Origin of the sequence: Virgibacillus salexigens (assembly GCF_014905415.1) — a bacterium.
In the GTDB taxonomy this organism is placed as follows: domain Bacteria; phylum Bacillota; class Bacilli; order Bacillales; family Amphibacillaceae; genus Virgibacillus; species Virgibacillus salexigens.
Genome location: NZ_BNEO01000001.1, coordinates 1,612,724 through 1,629,389, shown reverse-complemented (window position 1 = coordinate 1,629,389; position 16,666 = coordinate 1,612,724). Strand labels below are relative to the sequence as shown.

Below are 16,666 nucleotides of genomic sequence, written 5' to 3'. Positions count from 1 at the left end.
CAGCATTTTTATTTCTATGATGTATCTCATTCTTCCACTAGAAAATTAATATTATTCTCCACCATATATTTCTGGTTTTAATACACCGATATATGGAAGGTTTCGGTATTTTTCCTGATAATCCAAACCATATCCAACGACGAATTCATTCGGAACTTCAAAACCAATTAAATCTGCCTTAATAGCTGCAGTACGCCCAGATGGTTTATCCAGTAGAGTAACAATCTTAATAGAATTCGCTTTTCGATATTTAAATAAATCCACAAGGTAACTTAATGTTAATCCACTATCGATAATGTCTTCTATAATTAGTAAATCGCGACCTTCTACTTTTGTATCTAAGTCTTTTACAATTTTAACCTCACCTGATGAACGCATTTCGCCACCATAGCTTGATACATCCATAAAATCCATTTCTAAATGTGTTTGTGTGTAGCGTAAAATATCTGACATAAACGGCATTGCGCCTTTTAGGACACCAATAGCAAGCGGGAATTTCCCATCGTATTCTTCAGTTAATTGCTGTCCTAATTCCTTACACTTAATTGCGATTTCTTCCTCTGATATTAATACTTCTTTAATATCATTATGCATATGTCTGCTCCTCCTACATGTTGCCTTTGTCATAATATAGTTGTATAAGTGATGCACCTAACACCCTTTTTGCAGGTTGTCCCTTTTTCAATCCTACTAGCCATAAAACAGTTCCTTGATTATCCGTAACAATTGGCCAATTTTCTCGCTGAAACCTTGGAATTTTAGCATCTATAAAGATGTCCTTGACTTTCTTGCTTCCCTTTAATCCCTTCCAACGCATTCTATCCCCTTGCTCACGTGTTCGAATATGTAATGGTAATTCTACTTGCTCTTTGTAACACACAAAGGTGAATTCGGATTGTTCTAGAGAATTCTCTACGTATTCAGCAATAATTACTGAACCATCTGGCAAAACTGCTCTACCAGGAACTTCCAATAGTTTATGATAAGAATCGGGACGGCCGTCTTGATTGAAAGAAATACGTATCTGATCATATGATTTTTCTATCTTTAGCCCTTCAGGGAAATCGAGTCGAGTATTCCCAGTTTGATGGTGCAATAACGAAAAAAACTGCTCCTCATGGACATAAGATAAATCCTTCGGTAAATCAATATACAGATAGTTTAATATTAGATGATAGGCACGTCTTTGTAAAGCAAATGCATATGTTTTGAATGTGGGAATAGAAAAAGACAAAAGCTTATTTTTCTTATCAAACAAAACAATATCATGGGTCATTTTTTCTGCTTGCTGCTTTAAATACGATTGATCTGCATGTAAGGTTTCGCTTAAATGCTGTATTGTAGTATGTATATTACTATTTTTCTCTTTTATTAATGGTAGTACATGCTTTCTGAAAAAATTTCTCGTATAAGTGGTTTCCTGATTTGACGGATCAATTCTAGATTCAATGTCATGACGTCTACAATACTGCCAAATTTCATCTTTCGTTACGCAAAGAAATGGTCGTACAATCAAACCTTTAGCAAATGGCCGCTTTACGGGAATACCCGCTAGCGATTGAGAATCAGCAGATCGAACTAAACGCATGAGCATTGTTTCTGCCTGATCATCACCATGATGTCCCAATACTAAACAATTTGCATGAAATAACTCCATTTGCTCATAAAAGTAATTATAACGTAATTCTCTTGCTGCTACTTGTGTACCAACTTTGTACTGCTGTTTATAATCAGGGACATCTACAGAAGTACCTTTAAACTCAATATTCCATTCCCTACATTTTTGCTGCACAAACTGGAGATCTTCTAAAGACTCTGTACCACGCAATTGATGATCCACTGTCAAAGCAATAATACGTAATCCCCAGTCATCCTTTATTGAATTTAAATAATAAAGGAGAGCCATAGAATCAGGGCCACCTGAGACCCCCACAAGTATCGTAGTACCTTTCTCAAATAAATCATGTTTGTTTATAAACTGTGTTACTTTCCTGTTCAATTTGTCCATCTCCAACAGAGCAATTCTACTTTTATCGTACCATAATCATAATCACTGAAAAAGCAAAGAAATTAGATAATAACTTGCTGCTAAAAAGGAAATGCCTGCAGCTTCAAGCAAAAAAGGGTCTTGTCTCGTTGGTTGTGCTTGATTTCCAGTTACTGTATGCTGTTTTTGGATATTGTGGATAACTTGCAATAATTCTTTTTTCATTTGGGAGCTGGTTACATATTTGCCTATCAACGCTTTCCTCAGCACTAAACGGTACGGCCGTAACCCTTTTGCCTCGTCAATTTTTCGAAACAGCATCTTTTCTGGTTGTGTGTCTTTATTAAAACGATTTGGATAGTAGATAGTTAAAAAAACCATTACAAATGCAAATAAATCATAGCTAGGCTCTGCTTTTCGTGTTCCCATCCCCCAATAACCACGATCATAGAATTCGGTGTATTCCTTTATTGCTCTGCCTACTTGAGTTGTACCACCAACATCTACCCATCTGACTCTTGGTGGGGATAAGACGATAAGTAAATTATCTATTTTTAAATCACCAAATACCCATCCATGCTGATGAAGCTGCTCTAAGTCTTCTAATAGTTGCAACATAAATACCCCTATCCATTCTTTACCATGCTGTCTAATATAAGCAGACATTGGTTCTCCCTGTAAATATTCCATCACATAGAAAGAATATTTTTCCCCGGAAGGTGCTGTCCAATCATCTACATCTAATAAAGAAGGTCCAAGTCGACTCCCTTGGACCCTCCCTAATGACTTAAGCACATTAACTTCAACGGTCATCGATGAACGTTTATCGCTGATTTTCAATGCAGCAGGCTTTCCATTTGCTTCGCATAAATAAACAGAACCAATTGCTCCTGCTCCCAGCTTTTGTTTAATAACGTAAACCTTCTTATGCCATTTCCCTTGAATGTACATTCCAGGGCGAACAACTGTACTATGCTTCTTCCATTCCTGATTCATCTTCATCCCTCAAGCTCCTTAGCAAGGTCTTCTTACCAAATTGATACATTGCCTCGCGAATGGCAGGACCAGTAGGTGTAATTCCACCACTTGTAAGCTTCGGAAAAATACTTGATATTGAATCCAAAGCAGGAGACCAATCTAACACTTTTTGGATATCCTTGCGTTTACCCGGAAAGTTGAAAATGCAAAATCGATTACGGCCAATACGAGAATTCAAACTAATAGATAGATCAATTAATGCTTCTTTTACTGTTGGTAGTTTATCATGCATGCTTGCACTAGTATCTACTAAAACAAGCACTTCAAGATCACAGGTTTCTCCCATGTCTTCAACTACTTCCATAACTTCTCCTCGTTTTTCCGGTTCTAAATCCTCTAGCGATTGATCCTGTCCTAAGATTTGCTGTAATTCTTTATTTACAAATCCTTGCAGGGTTTGTGTCATTGCTTGTTTTGTTACCGTTTGTACGGTTTGGGATAGAGCTTGTTTATAAACAAGCTGACTGACTCCACCACCAGATAAGGCAATGTCTTCTACTTCTTTAAGGCCCTCTGGTTGTTCAGATTGATCATCTTCTAAAATACCAATTACGTTTACGGTAATTCCTTGCTGATTTGCCAATGATGCAGTAGCGGCGGGGTCCTCTCCTTTGTTCGAACACCCGTCGGTGATTAACAAGATTTGTTTAAGCGTACCTTTTTTCAACACCATCTACCTCCCAACTTTTCAGTACCATCATCGCCAGTTTTATAGCTATCTATACATGGTATCGCGGAAGAGAACAGGGGAGGTATACGGTTGGTTGAAACAATGGAATTCAACTGAAACGATTTTATTTTTCATTGCGCTTTATCATGATAAACTGGAACAGAAGCCCATTTGGGAATGTTTTTCATCACTTTGGCTACAACCACTGTCATATCATCTTCTATTTCTCCTGACCTGGTACGAATCACTTCTTCCAGTATTAAATCGGCTATTTCTTGCGGATCATTGGTTCGCATATCACGGATTTTCCGTTTCAACCAGATATCCGTATTTTCTACATGTTTTGGACCGTCAAAAATCCCGTCACTCATCATAATCAATAGATCATCTGACATTAATTGTTCACTAACAATGTCAACATCAAATTCCTGAATAATCCCCATTGGAAGATTACTGGCTTCTACCTTAATTAATTGATCCCCGCGTTTAATAAAGCTTGGTGTCGATCCTATTTTAAGAAACTGTACAAACGCATTGTGTAAATCAATAACTGCTAAATCCAAGGTAGCAAACATTTCATCCGTTGATCGTAAAGACAAAATTGAATTTATCGATTTAATCGCAACCTTTTCCGGTATACCCGTTTGTAGGATTTGTTGGAGCAATCGAAGTGTCTCTACACTTTCTTCTTGAGCCCTTTCTCCGTTCCCCATACCGTCACTAATCGCCATCGCATACTTCCCTGCACCAAGCTCAATCGTCGTATAGCTATCACCGGAAACCAGTCCTCCTCCTTTGGCTGCATTTGCAGCACCTGTCTCTACTACAAATTCTCTTGCAGAACCGAATGCAAGATAACTATATCCATTCGGAAATGGTGCAATTTCTTCTTGCTTTACCACAACAACCTCTTTCAAAATATCTGATAATACCGGCGCAATTAGTTTTGACCCCTCACCATGATAATCATAGAAGGTTAATGTCATTTCTATATCTACATTCCCCTTATCTAAACGATAAATCTCTAATTTTTCTAGTTCAATACCCATTTTTTTCAATGCGTGAACAATTTGCAATTCCTGTTGCTCATGATGCTGACGTTCTTTTAATATCTCTTTTGCAAAATCCTCCATTACTTCTGAAACACCTTGTAATTGATCTGCAACCAGTTTTTTACTTTCCATCACTTGTTGTTTAAGCTTTTGATTCGCTTCAAAATAAGACATTTCTTCCTTCATTGCATCGAGAACTTTCTTTGGCTTGACGCAATAACTTTCGAACTCACGTGCCGTCTTTCGATTAAGTTTACCACCCTCTCCCATATCATCCTTCATCATCTCCATTAACGAATATGTCTTATCAAATTCTTTCTGCCAACACCTTTCCTTCATAAAGCAATTTTGACATGTTTTCTCTGTTACTTGACTTAGAAAATAATCCGTCTCCCTTCTTGATTCCTGGTCTTCTTCTACTTGTCCATCAACCGTAGTAAAGCTATTGGACAATGCCTGAAATACATTTGAAAATTGCTCAACCCGTTTAGCAGTAACATTTCGCACTTTCTGTAAATACTGTTCCTGTTCGTTGGTGTATTCTTCTGTTCCTGGAATATAACGAGATAATTTCTTAAACCAACTTGCTGGCGTTAGTAAAAAGAAGAAAATTGCTATCGATGATTCCAAAATCGATGGAACTAATTGACTGGCATTGCCATAAATACCTATAAGAAAAGTTCCTACAAATAAACCAACGGCAACCCCTGGCTTTCTACCTTCTTTTAATAACCCTCCTAACAGTCCGGAAAAAGCAAGTAAGCTCATTTGATATAGATTTGCTACATTAGCTAGAGACAAAATAAGCCCAGCCACAACCCCTACTGTAGAACCAATTGCCGCCCCGCCGACATAAGCAAGTAATAATACAAAATAACGAGAAAATACCTGTTCAAATGAAGCACCATAAAGCTCCCATCCAATTGTTCCAGTAAGAATAGAGGCAATAAGTATGATCATGCATACGATCTCCTCATTTTTTAAAGCGGGGTTATAACGTTTAGGTGATAATAAAGGAATGCTTTGCATAAATATTAATACTAAAACCGTACCTAATACTCCTTCTACAAATACGAGCATCCAATCGTACGGTGATAATTGTTGAGAAATAGAGTATTGAAATACTCTAGTTGCTACCGTGGAAAGAAATACAAATAAAGGAATAAGGACCTGTTGATTTTTAGCTTTCTTAAAAAATCCGCCCAAGAAGACAAAGACAAGCATAGCTAGTGCAATAAATATTGAATGGTCTAACGAGTAGCTTAATGCACCTATTAGAACAGCTACAATCGATTTTAATGTTTTTTCTTTATGAACTAGCCATATAGTAGCTAAAAAGGCTACCGCAAACGGGGATACGACAGATAAAATAACGGCACGACCTAATAGAAACCCGATAATATAAAACAGCCATCCCCGTTCAAGTAGAATTACACGAAGTTTCGCATATAATCGATTACGGAGCTTGTCCATTTGTTTGGTGCGTTCTGCTCTAAATGCTTTCGGTTCGACTCTTGTAATTGAATCCATCATAACTACCACTCCCTCTTTGTGCATATCATTAAACCACAATATGCCAACTATTTTTGTCAAAACAAGAGAGCAATTACCAAGAATCGTTCGACGGCTTTCTATCAATCGAACAGTTTTCAACACGAACACGCGTGTGTATCCCTGTTTTAACTAAGAGTCACTCTTTTACAGTACTTCGCGCTGAATCAATTATAAAAAACGTTTCCATTGATTTATTTTTCTTCTTATAGATAAACAGATTTTGTTGAAATCTGAATCATTCTTACTAACATAATCCAATTTGACGAATGGGCAACCCTTCATTCGAGTTTATAATGACAACCGAGCACACCGATAACTTTTTCTGCTTTTCTATTATTTCTACCGAAAAATGATTGACAGACATCCAATCCTGCTGTATTATATTTTCTGTTGGCTAATTAGGCGGTGTAGCTCAGCTGGCGAGAGCGTACGGTTCATACCCGTGAGGTCGGGGGTTCGATCCCCTCCGCCGCCATCTATATAAAAACCCTACTATGTTTCTACATTAGTAGGGTTTTTATTTATGCATATGTGTGTATACCAAAAAGCAGCAGCCGTAAATTAATTTACGGCTGCTGCTTTTTTCGTATCTATCCTATAGAGCATTATTATATAGACAGCAACTGCTATCCTCTTTTAGCACCTCGACCCCCGCGTTTGGATTCCGTGTGCTTCTTCAAAGAGGCAAGACGGTCCTCTGAATCTTTAAGAAAACGATTCATTTTTGACTCAAAAGATTCCATCCGTTCACGGTTATCTCGTTGACGTTTTGGTTTATCTACAGCTTTTTTTATAGACAAGCCGATTTTTCCGTCTTTCTCGACATTAATAACTTTCACCTTTACTTCATCTCCTACGGAAAGGTGATCGTTAATGTCTTTTACATAGTTGTCAGCAACCTCACTAATATGAACAAGACCAGTAGTGCCTTGTTCAAGCTCTACAAAGGCCCCGAAATTAGTGATACCAGTTACCTTTCCTTGCAGCTTGCTGCCTACTTCAATTGACATAAAAAAAATGCTCCTCCTTAAAATTTTTAAGAAAACTAATATATCATCACTGATGAAGCTTCATCAGCTTACTATTATATTATAGCCAAGCAAACAAAAGTGTGTCAATAAGACGGATCTTCTTCAGGAATTTTGAAAATTAATTCTCCTTCTTTTGAAAAGAAATAATTCGTTCTTGCTATTTGTAATACGTAATCTTCATCTTTCAACAGCTCTACTTCTTCTTTTAAATTATTTTCTTGTTTCTCTAATTCAGCAAGATCTTGTTGTAAGGCTTCATATTCTTCCGTTTTTTCAGCATGAAGTACACATTGTTTAATATGGTATGTTGCCATGCTCCCAAAAGCAATTACGGCGATTAAAGAAAAAAGCACAAGTCTGCGAATTAACCGCTTCTTCTTTCGCTTTTGCCTGTCAACGTACGCATCATATTGCTGCATATAATTAGAGTCTAATCTTGTTACCGTTTGTTTGTCTGAAGCCAACGATGGTTACCTCCTCTTAAACTTAACATACTTCATCACCTTAATACATATATTCTTCATTGTACTATAAAATCCTGCTACTTTGAAAATATATAATTGAATTTTTTCCGGTAATAGGCGATATATCAGTTGAAAGAACCATTTAAAAGGAGTTATGATAACCGTTAAAATAAAAAGGAGAATCGTTCCGATAATCTTTATAAGCCAAAGGACAATGGCGTAGACCAACTTCACGACCCATTTAATTGGAGAAATAATGAGAGCTTGTACAACATTTTCTATAAAACGATATATATTTGCTGCTATATGAATTAAATATTCAAGCAATTTTTTATAGATGTTAGCAGCCACTGCTTGATAAAAGGCAAATCCCAATAAACAGGCCGCAATGATATAAAACCTTAATTCTCCCCCATTAATTCGAAATAAAATATAAAATAATAACATCGTTTGTGTTAGCCAAAAGCACACTTCCATCAGATAGGTCATTATCCGCCTATCTTTCCAATAGGCACTAAAGCGACGGAAGGTATCTTGAATCAATCCAAGATAAAACCCACCCGCAATCATTGTAATCATTGTTAGAAATTGCGTACTTAGACTCATTTAAATAACTTGCTAAAGAATCCTTTAGCCTTCTCCTGCTGCTCATCTACATAGGAAAGCTCATATATCTTACCTTTAATCGTTACTAGCCCTTCACCTACATCAAGATTCTTTAATTGCAGGTTTTGTCCGCGAACAATTAAATACCCCATAACTGTTTCCAATAAAAATTCTTCATTATCAAAGCTATCTACTTCTTTCACACCACTGATTTCTAGGTTTTTTCGATTATTAATCTTCACATAATGATCTGTTTGGACACGCGTTATATTTTCCTTATTTTCATAATAATTCATCGTAAAAGCCCTCCTTATCATTATTACTTTATGATAGGAGGGACAAGTATAGAACATAGTATTTTAATTATTTAATTTCTCTTCTTTGACAACTGTATATAACGACTCTGCCTCCTCTTTCTTTACTGTCCCACGCAAGTCATTAATATGGATAGTTACAAGTTTCTGGCCGAATTTAATAACAAGCTCATCACCAGCTGTTAACGTAGAAGAGGCCTTTGCTTGATTTCCATTGATTGTAATTCGTCCTTGATCAGCTACTTCCTTCGCTAATGTTCTACGCTTAATTAGTCTTGAAACTTTTAAAAACTTATCTAGTCTCATGTTATTCCCCCTTTTCCTTTGCCTGATTCCATAATTCATCCATTTCCTCTAACGTAGCATCTTGTACACTGCTATTTTGTATTGCTAATTGTTGCTCAATGAACGAAAAACGGGAAATAAACTTCTCGTTTGTTCGATTTAATGCCACTTCAGGGTTGATCTTATAATACCTTGAAAGATTTGCAAGTACAAATAGAACATCTCCAAATTCTTTTTCCATTTCAAGCTTATTGGCTGCCTCCACCATTTCGTTAAACTCCTGTACTTCTTCATTCAGTTTTTCCCATATATCATTTTCGTCATCCCAATTAAAGCCAACTTTAGCCGCCTTCTTCTGTAATTGATAGGAGCGTGCAAGAGAAGGTAAATGTTTGGCCACCCCGTCTAAAATAGATGTACGTTTGTCGCCCTTTTCTTGCTTCTTCAACTGCTCCCAGTTAGAGATCACTTCTTCAACGGACTGCACATTTGTATCCCGAAAAACATGCGGATGTCGATGTATCATTTTATCAGTGATCGACCGAACGACATCGTCTATATTAAAATAGCCCCCATCCTCGCCAATTTGGCTATGTAACATTACTTGAAGAAGCACATCCCCAAGCTCTTCTACGATTCCTTCATCATCTTGATGATCAATGGCATCAATTAATTCATAGACTTCTTCAATTGCATACTCTCGTAAGGACTCATGTGTCTGTTTCCTATCCCAAGGGCATCCATCTGGTCCACGTAACAAACGAATAACATGACGCAGTTGTTGGAATGAATGATGTAATAAATGATCTGGAACAGGTGGAATATAAACACTTGTTAAGTTACTGATTTCCACGATACGATCCAGCTCTTCTAATGGAAGGGTAATAACTTCCTGAGTTTTGCTTCCGGCGGCTTCAACAATGGTGATTGGATAATCAGCAGGAAGATCCTCTAATAAAGTTAGTTTAACTTCCGAAGCAGTAAATTGGTCATACACTTGGCAAAAGATAAGATGATTTTGATAATTTATCTGGCTTCGATCAAATGATGTCGCATCTAGAAATTGAAGCCCATCAATTGGATCAATCTTTAAAGCAGTGTAAAGATCATCCAAATAACTTTTGCCACCAATAATATTCACCGGAACTTTTTGTTGTTCTAGTAGTAACTGAACTGTTTTTTCAGCAAGCATTGGATGTCCAGGCACAGCATAAATCACATTTTGTTCATTGGCTTTATGTAAAATGATGTCTACAATTCGTTCATAAACAGACGTAAATTGATCTTCTGATTCATAAATGGTATCAAAAGATTCTAAACGGACGCCTTCTTGCTGTAATCCATGCACCACTGGATGATCCATTGTTCTCATGAATATTGGATTAGAAGCAGAGATTAGTTTTTTATAAATGCCTAAAGGTAGCTGGTCCATATCACCTGCTCCTAGGCCGACAACTTCAACCTTATACATCGTTGTTCCTCCTAATATATAGTAACTGTTCCTATTTCATTTTAAAAAATTGGTTAAATGGAAGCATACGTAACTGTTTTTCTGTGAATGCTTGACATTTAATAAGCATGTATCCATATAGTAGAGCACCAGAAAGCGATATGAAAACGACATATATGAACAAGCTTATGCGAGAATTATCTAGCCAAGGCAAAGCGATCCACTCAACAATTGATAGATAGATCACCATGATGATCCCAGGAAAAATTAATGCCTTCCAGCGTAACATTTGCCAAAGGTGTAACATAGGTAATTTTCTTTGTAATTCGATTAATACAATACAGCTTAACAACAATAGAGAGAGAATGGTTGCTACCGCACTTCCCATTAGACCTAACTGCACAACTAGCACTTGATTCGCTATCCATTTAACAAAAAAAGCAAGCAGTATGAACAAGGCAATTCGTTTGATAAACCCTAGTGCCTGTAGAATAGAAGATGCTGTAATGGCGATCGAACTAAGTATAATTGATACAACTAATAATTGGAGTTCTAGTGTCCCCTGATTATCTTGGAAAAGCAATCGATTAACCTCTGGAAAGATAGCAACTAATCCAATTGTCGCTCCAAGGGCTAAATAAATACTAACCAGCATTGCTCCTCCAATATAAGGGTAGTACGTATTCGGTTCTTGTTTTATTTTTTTTAGAGAGATTGATGGCAGCAGTGCTAAAGCAAATGACGAGCCTAACACCGTTCCGAATTGAATTAATGGCTGGCCGCGATCAAATACCCCTTTAGCTTCCATTGCTGCTTCTTTCGAATAACCTGCTTCAATTAAGCTAGGAAACAACGTAAACGTATCTGCAAATTGAAGGATAAGTAAAATCATATGATTTAAGGCTGCAGCAATCCCTAAGATAAATATAGTACGTATATAATATTGCCATTGTATTTCCTCATTTTGCTGTTTCGCATATGGTTTCTTCTGCATAAACAAAACAATCAGGATAATACTTGAAGCAATTGCCCCAAGTATTGATGCTAAAACCGCCGCTCTACCAACTTGATATATATGGTCGCCTTCTTTAAAGATAAAAAGTGCTGCCAGGATAATAATAGTTACACGGACAAATTGTTCTACAACTTGAGAAAGAGCGGTTGGCTTCATCATATATTCACCTTGAAATACCCCACGAATGAATGATGAAAATGGTACAAGTAAGCATGCAAAAGCAGCAAATTGGTAGGTTGATGTTAAATGAGAGTCGCCTACCCAGCCTGCTATATACGGTGCATTGAAATAAAGAAAAAGAAATAAAATCGTACTTAATACAAATAAAATAAGAAAGACTGGTATATAAAAACCTCTGATAGATAGGGGGGTTCCTTGTGCTTTTAGCTCTACTGCCATTTTCGAGATGGCGGAAGGAAAACCATATAGGGTTAAAACAAATACAATACCTAAGATTGGGTAGATCTGCTGATAGACATAGAAACCGATGTCACCTGTTAGATTTTGTAATGGTATCCGATAACCTGCACTTAATAGTTTACTTATCAAACCAGCTAGTGTAAGCACTAACGCCCCTTTCACAAGCCGATTTGTTTCATTATCACTCATCAATAACTTACTTCCTTTTTGTTCTCACTTCTATTTCATTATAGCATAGCAAAAAACAACCTCGTATTAAACAAAAGCTGCCTTACCGTTTTGGTAAGACAGCTTCTGTTCGGGCTAATTCAACGAAGCAATAATCGTTGAGCCGAACGCAATGATGTTAAGCGTCCTCTTTACTTACCCTATACCAAAGAGAATAAGCTTTGAACAAACTAACAGGTTGAATAATCCTCAATAATGAAGTATTATTCCATTTGTTTGGCAAGGAAGCTTGCCGCTGTTTCTGCTGCTTTTTGCTCCACTTTCGTAAATGCCTCGCCATCTTTTGAAAAGACTAACACACAACCAATCGCATCCCCATTCGCAATAATAGGACTAATACAATAAGAATTCAGTTCTTGCTCATTTCCATCTATTATTTCTAATGGTTTCTGTTCTTTTTCTATTACTTGTGTACGACCCTCGATCATTTTAGCTATTTGGGAGCTAATGTTTTTGTTTAAGTAATCCTTTTTTGATTCTCCTGCTACCGCAATAATTTCATCGCGATCAGATATAATAACAGGTACATGCAGAGAGTCAAATAAAGCCTCTGCATATTCTTTTGCAAAATGACCCAACTCATTTATTGGAGAATATTTTTTTAGAATTACTTCCCCTTCTCTGTCCACATAAATCTCCAACGGATCTCCTTCACGTATCCGTAAGGTTCTTCTGATTTCCTTTGGAATTACTACCCTTCCTAGATCATCAATTCGACGGACAATTCCTGTTGCTTTCATACTAAGTAGCCTCACTTTCTAATGATGATTACTGCTCTCTTTTTACACTTCTAAATGTTTTCTGTATGTGTAAAAATCACCAGGTGTGTTTTTAGTATGATGCAATACAGGATATCTATACATAAGATACCAAAGTTTTACTCCGAGCGATTCGCCTCTTTCAATTTTCCAATGAATTCTTCAACCAGATCATAGCGTTGATGCTTCTTATCTTTTGTATATTTAAACACAATTTTTAACTTATTATTTTCTGTTCCTAGTTGAACACCTCGCCCAAATTCATTGGCAAGCTCAAATAATTTAGCCCCATCTATTTGTTGACTTCTGTTTTCATCTACTAACAGTTCAATCTTATTATTTTTTTCAGTAATGGATACAATCTTCTCTTTCTTAGCCATCAGCTTCAAAGTAGACACGGTGAATAAATGTTCTACTTCTTCTGGATAGTCACCAAATCGATCCATTAATTCGTCACGTAAGTCTTCTGCATCTCCGTTTTCATCCATTGCTTGAAATTGCTTATATATTTCAATTTTTTGTTTCTCATCATCAATGTACTCATCAGGAATATACGCATCAATAGATAAAGTGAGTTCCGGTTCAAAAGGAGTAATCTCTTCGATTTCTTTTCCTTCTTTACGAGCATCAATTGCTTCTTTTAGCATTTGTGAGTACATATCAAAACCAACGGAATCAATAAACCCATGTTGTTGTGCACCAAGCAGATTTCCTGCTCCTCGAATGGATAAGTCTCGCATGGCAATTTTAAAACCAGAACCCAGTTCGGTGAATTCTTTAATTGCTTGTAGGCGTTTTTCCGCAACTTCCGTTAATACTTTGTCTTTTTGATAGGTGAAGTAAGCATAAGCAACACGATTGGATCGGCCGACTCGACCTCTTAATTGATACAGTTGACTTAATCCCATTTTATCCGCGTCATTCACTATTAACGTGTTTACATTTGGTATATCGACACCAGTTTCAATAATTGTTGTACTTACAAGTACATCATATTCACCTTCTAAGAAAGCAAAAATAATATTTTCCAATTCCGTTTCGTTCATTTGTCCATGCGCTACAGCAATTCTTGCATCAACAAGCATACCAAGATCTCTTGCGACTTTGTCGATGTTTTCTACTCGATTATATAGGAAAAACACTTGCCCTCCTCGGGCCATCTCCCTTTCGATCGCTTCCCTCATAAAAATAGGATTATATTCCATCACATAAGTTTGGATCGGAAACCTATTCTCAGGTGGGGTCTCAATCACGGACAGATCACGTACACCTAGCATGGACATATGTAATGTCCTTGGAATTGGGGTAGCTGTCAATGTAAGTACATCTACATTTGTTTTTAGCTGTTTAATCTTTTCTTTATGCTTTACACCAAATCGTTGCTCTTCATCAACGACTAGAAGACCTAAATCTTGATAGTGTACATCCTTAGAAAGAATTCGATGGGTACCAATAACAACATCTACCGTACCTTTTTTTACCCCTTCTAGTGTTTCCTTCTGTTGTTTTCTTGTTCGGAACCTACTTAGCAAACCAATATTAATGGCATGATCTTGGAATCGCTCGCGAATCGTTTCAAAATGCTGTTGAGCTAAAATAGTCGTCGGAACCAATATAGCTACTTGTTTTCCATCCGCTATTGCTTTAAACGCTGCACGAATTGCCACTTCCGTTTTTCCATAGCCAACATCCCCACAAAGCAGCCGGTCCATTGGGCGCTCTCGTTCCATATCGTGTTTAATCTCTTCGATACATCGTAGCTGATCTTCTGTTTCCTGATATGGAAAGGACGCTTCAAACTCTCGTTGCATTTCGGTATCCTCAGAAAAGGCGTAACCTTTTTTTGCTTCTCTTTCTGCATATAATTTAATTAAATCGTCAGCAATATCTTCTACAGAAGACTGTACCTTCCGTTTTACTTTTGTCCATTCACTCCCGCCCAACTTATATAGTTTGGGCTCTTTTCCTTCCGATCCAACAAACTTTTGAACTTGATCGATTTGATCAATTGGCACAAACAGTTTATCGTCCCCAGAATATTTAATAAGCATATAATCTTTGTGTAGATCGTTTACTTGTAATGTTTCAATTCCTAGATACTTACCGATACCATGGTTCGCATGGACAACATAATCTCCAACTTTTAGCTCTTGGTAGTTTTTAATACGTTCTGCATTTGATATTTTTTGTTGCTTTCTTTTCCGCTTCGTACGCTTCTTAAAGAGTTCTTGTTCTGTTACCAATACCAATTTATGCATTGGTAATTCGATCCCATTCGTTACATTACCTACCGCAATCACTGGTTTATCAGATGGGAGAACCAATTTATCCGAGATAGGTATCTCCAAATTATAATCTATAAAGATAGAGTGAATCTTTTCAGCTCGCTGCTCATCTGGCGCTAATATAACGACAGAATAGTCTCCTTTTTCCCAACGCTTTAGCTCATTTTTAAATAAGTGCATTTGACCATGGAATTCTTGCATTGGTCTTGAAGATAAATTAATAATATTTTGAGGCTGCGTATTCGGTATATGACGCAAGAAGACCGACATATACACACGAGGCTGCTTAATATTCGCCCAAATACGATACCAATCAAATGAGAATATACTTTTTTTCACCATCTGGTTTGACTCTAAGAGGCTACTATACCAATCAGCTTCCTCCTTATCTAGATGTACAGCTGTATCTTGTATGCGGCTCATCTCATCAAAAATAATCTGTCCATCTTGAGGGAGATAATCTAGTAGACTAGCAGGATTCTGATAAAGATATCCAATATATTTATACATTTCAGGGAAATGTTCGAGGTTTTTTAACCGTTCGATGTCACCTTTGATCGACTCCATTAATTTTTCTTTGGCTTCAGAAGATTTCAACGATTTTAACGTTTCAGACAGTGCTTCCTCTAAACGTTCGCCACCTGCATAAATATCCGATTCCGTTAAAAGTAACTCTGTTGCAGGCCCTACCGTAATATTTTGCAATTTATCTAATGAACGTTGTGTTTCTGCATCGAAATAACGAATAGAGTCTATCTCTTCATCAAATAGCTCAATGCGAATTGGATGTTTTTCGGTTATCGGATAAATATCTATGATTCCCCCACGTCTGCTAAACTCCCCTGGCGTAGTAACCATAGAAGCGCGTTCATACCCCATATCTACTAATGATGCTAAATAATGCTCTACGTCTATCTCTTCTCCAAGCTTAAATGGCAGTTGATAATTATTCCAATATTCCGGTGGGGGAAGTATTCGCTTAAGGGCAGCAACTGGCGCAATTAATATACCCGATTTATTTCTAGTCCAAGCAGTTAATGACTCAATCCGCTGACTTCGCAATTCTGGACTAGCAATTGCAATTTCTGACGCAATTAATTCATTAACCGGATAAAGATGCACATTATCCTCGCCATTGAATGCCGTGAGATCATCGTATAATTGTTGCGCTTGCACCAATTGATGTGTCACTAACAGCACAGGTTTATGGATAGCACCATGAATAATAGAGACAAGCAAGCTTCTCGCGGAACCGGATAGTCCAGCAACAAGTTGTTCTTCCATTCCATCTGATATTCCATTAATTATTGACTGTATATCCTCTTTCGACTGTAAGTAATTCTGTATACCTTTCATTCCTAAACCTCCACTTACCCTAGTAAATAACTAGAAAACCCTTACACCTATTTCATGGCCATCTTCTAGCATTCAGCAGCTTATATATTATCTTCATTTAAACTTATGGTAAAAACGCAAAAATGCCTTGGCTAAAAAACCAAAGCTGCTCTC

General features: G+C 37.1%; 14 protein-coding genes and 1 tRNA gene. 1 reads left to right on the top strand and 14 read right to left on the bottom strand.

Annotation, left to right across the window (positions count from 1 at the left end; translation table 11 throughout):
- Positions 1–51 precede the first annotated feature (51 nt).
- The 5 genes from hpt to spoIIE form a co-directional block, all read right to left on the bottom strand.
- Positions 52–594: a hypoxanthine phosphoribosyltransferase gene (gene hpt, locus JKP73_RS07490; RefSeq protein ID WP_021290372.1), complete on the bottom strand. Its 543-nt coding sequence runs from the start codon at positions 592–594 to the stop codon at positions 52–54.
- Positions 595–607: 13 nt separating this feature from the next.
- Complete coding sequence (gene tilS, locus JKP73_RS07485) at positions 608–1,999, bottom strand: tRNA lysidine(34) synthetase TilS (RefSeq protein ID WP_160806964.1); 1,392 nt, start codon at positions 1,997–1,999, stop codon at positions 608–610.
- 51 nt (positions 2,000–2,050) lie between these two features.
- Positions 2,051–2,989, bottom strand: coding sequence for a serine/threonine protein kinase PrkT (prkT, locus tag JKP73_RS07480; RefSeq protein ID WP_160806963.1), 939 nt, complete (start codon positions 2,987–2,989; stop codon positions 2,051–2,053).
- The gene (locus JKP73_RS07475; protein WP_038244664.1) at positions 2,958–3,692 is read right to left on the bottom strand and encodes a VWA domain-containing protein; all 735 of its coding nucleotides are present in this window, start codon (positions 3,690–3,692) and stop codon (positions 2,958–2,960) included. The genes prkT and JKP73_RS07475 overlap by 32 nt, the downstream gene beginning before the upstream one ends.
- Positions 3,693–3,826: 134 nt before the next feature.
- Positions 3,827–6,277, bottom strand: coding sequence for a stage II sporulation protein E (spoIIE, locus tag JKP73_RS07470; RefSeq protein WP_369759841.1), 2,451 nt, complete (start codon positions 6,275–6,277; stop codon positions 3,827–3,829).
- A 425-nt stretch (positions 6,278–6,702) separates the two neighbouring features.
- Here spoIIE and JKP73_RS07465 point away from each other — a divergent pair.
- Positions 6,703–6,776, top strand: a tRNA-Met gene (locus JKP73_RS07465).
- A gap of 151 nt (positions 6,777–6,927) precedes the next feature.
- On the opposite strand, the gene JKP73_RS07460 is transcribed toward JKP73_RS07465, so the two are convergent.
- From JKP73_RS07460 to mfd, 9 genes are all read right to left on the bottom strand, one after another.
- Entirely contained in the window at positions 6,928–7,311 is a 384-nt protein-coding gene (locus JKP73_RS07460) for a S1 domain-containing RNA-binding protein (RefSeq protein WP_021290367.1), read from the bottom strand.
- 104 nt (positions 7,312–7,415) lie between these two features.
- A complete protein-coding gene (locus JKP73_RS07455) occupies positions 7,416–7,796 on the bottom strand; it encodes an FtsB family cell division protein (RefSeq protein ID WP_200411059.1) in 381 nt (126 codons plus the stop codon).
- 6 nt (positions 7,797–7,802) lie between these two features.
- Positions 7,803–8,402, bottom strand: coding sequence for a spore cortex biosynthesis protein YabQ (yabQ, locus tag JKP73_RS07450; protein ID WP_021290365.1), 600 nt, complete (start codon positions 8,400–8,402; stop codon positions 7,803–7,805).
- Positions 8,399–8,698 carry a sporulation protein YabP gene (gene yabP / locus JKP73_RS07445; protein WP_021290364.1) on the bottom strand — a complete coding sequence of 100 codons (300 nt, stop codon included), beginning with the start codon at positions 8,696–8,698 and terminating at the stop codon, positions 8,399–8,401. The genes yabQ and yabP overlap by 4 nt, the downstream gene beginning before the upstream one ends.
- Positions 8,699–8,761: 63 nt before the next feature.
- Positions 8,762–9,022: an RNA-binding S4 domain-containing protein gene (locus JKP73_RS07440; protein WP_021290363.1), complete on the bottom strand. Its 261-nt coding sequence runs from the start codon at positions 9,020–9,022 to the stop codon at positions 8,762–8,764.
- 1 nt (position 9,023) lies between these two features.
- On the bottom strand, positions 9,024–10,472 hold the full coding sequence (gene yabN / locus JKP73_RS07435; RefSeq protein WP_200411058.1) for a bifunctional methyltransferase/pyrophosphohydrolase YabN: 1,449 nt from the start codon (positions 10,470–10,472) through the stop codon (positions 9,024–9,026).
- A 31-nt stretch (positions 10,473–10,503) separates the two neighbouring features.
- Positions 10,504–12,075, bottom strand: coding sequence for a putative polysaccharide biosynthesis protein (locus tag JKP73_RS07430; protein ID WP_021290361.1), 1,572 nt, complete (start codon positions 12,073–12,075; stop codon positions 10,504–10,506).
- 242 nt (positions 12,076–12,317) lie between these two features.
- Positions 12,318–12,854 carry a stage V sporulation protein T gene (gene spoVT, locus JKP73_RS07425; RefSeq protein WP_021290360.1) on the bottom strand — a complete coding sequence of 179 codons (537 nt, stop codon included), beginning with the start codon at positions 12,852–12,854 and terminating at the stop codon, positions 12,318–12,320.
- A gap of 137 nt (positions 12,855–12,991) precedes the next feature.
- On the bottom strand, positions 12,992–16,513 hold the full coding sequence (mfd, locus tag JKP73_RS07420; RefSeq protein ID WP_200411057.1) for a transcription-repair coupling factor: 3,522 nt from the start codon (positions 16,511–16,513) through the stop codon (positions 12,992–12,994).
- Positions 16,514–16,666: the final 153 nt, after the last annotated feature.

Excerpts from the sequence above, each read along its gene's own strand:
- JKP73_RS07460 (WP_021290367.1), bottom strand. The coding sequence starts at position 7,311 with ATGTCAATTGAAGTAGGCAGCAAGCTGCAAGGAAAGGTAACTGGTATC.
- yabQ (WP_021290365.1), bottom strand. The coding sequence starts at position 8,402 with ATGAGTCTAAGTACGCAATTTCTAACAATGATTACAATGATTGCGGGT.
- prkT (WP_160806963.1), bottom strand. The coding sequence starts at position 2,989 with ATGAAGATGAATCAGGAATGGAAGAAGCATAGTACAGTTGTTCGCCCT.
- yabN (WP_200411058.1), bottom strand. The coding sequence starts at position 10,472 with ATGTATAAGGTTGAAGTTGTCGGCCTAGGAGCAGGTGATATGGACCAG.
- yabP (WP_021290364.1), bottom strand. The coding sequence starts at position 8,698 with ATGAATTATTATGAAAATAAGGAAAATATAACGCGTGTCCAAACAGAT.
- hpt (WP_021290372.1), bottom strand. The coding sequence starts at position 594 with ATGCATAATGATATTAAAGAAGTATTAATATCAGAGGAAGAAATCGCA.
- spoVT (WP_021290360.1), bottom strand. The coding sequence starts at position 12,854 with ATGAAAGCAACAGGAATTGTCCGTCGAATTGATGATCTAGGAAGGGTA.
- JKP73_RS07440 (WP_021290363.1), bottom strand. The coding sequence starts at position 9,022 with ATGAGACTAGATAAGTTTTTAAAAGTTTCAAGACTAATTAAGCGTAGA.
- JKP73_RS07430 (WP_021290361.1), bottom strand. The coding sequence starts at position 12,075 with ATGAGTGATAATGAAACAAATCGGCTTGTGAAAGGGGCGTTAGTGCTT.
- mfd (WP_200411057.1), bottom strand. The coding sequence starts at position 16,513 with ATGAAAGGTATACAGAATTACTTACAGTCGAAAGAGGATATACAGTCA.
- spoIIE (WP_369759841.1), bottom strand. The coding sequence starts at position 6,277 with ATGGATTCAATTACAAGAGTCGAACCGAAAGCATTTAGAGCAGAACGC.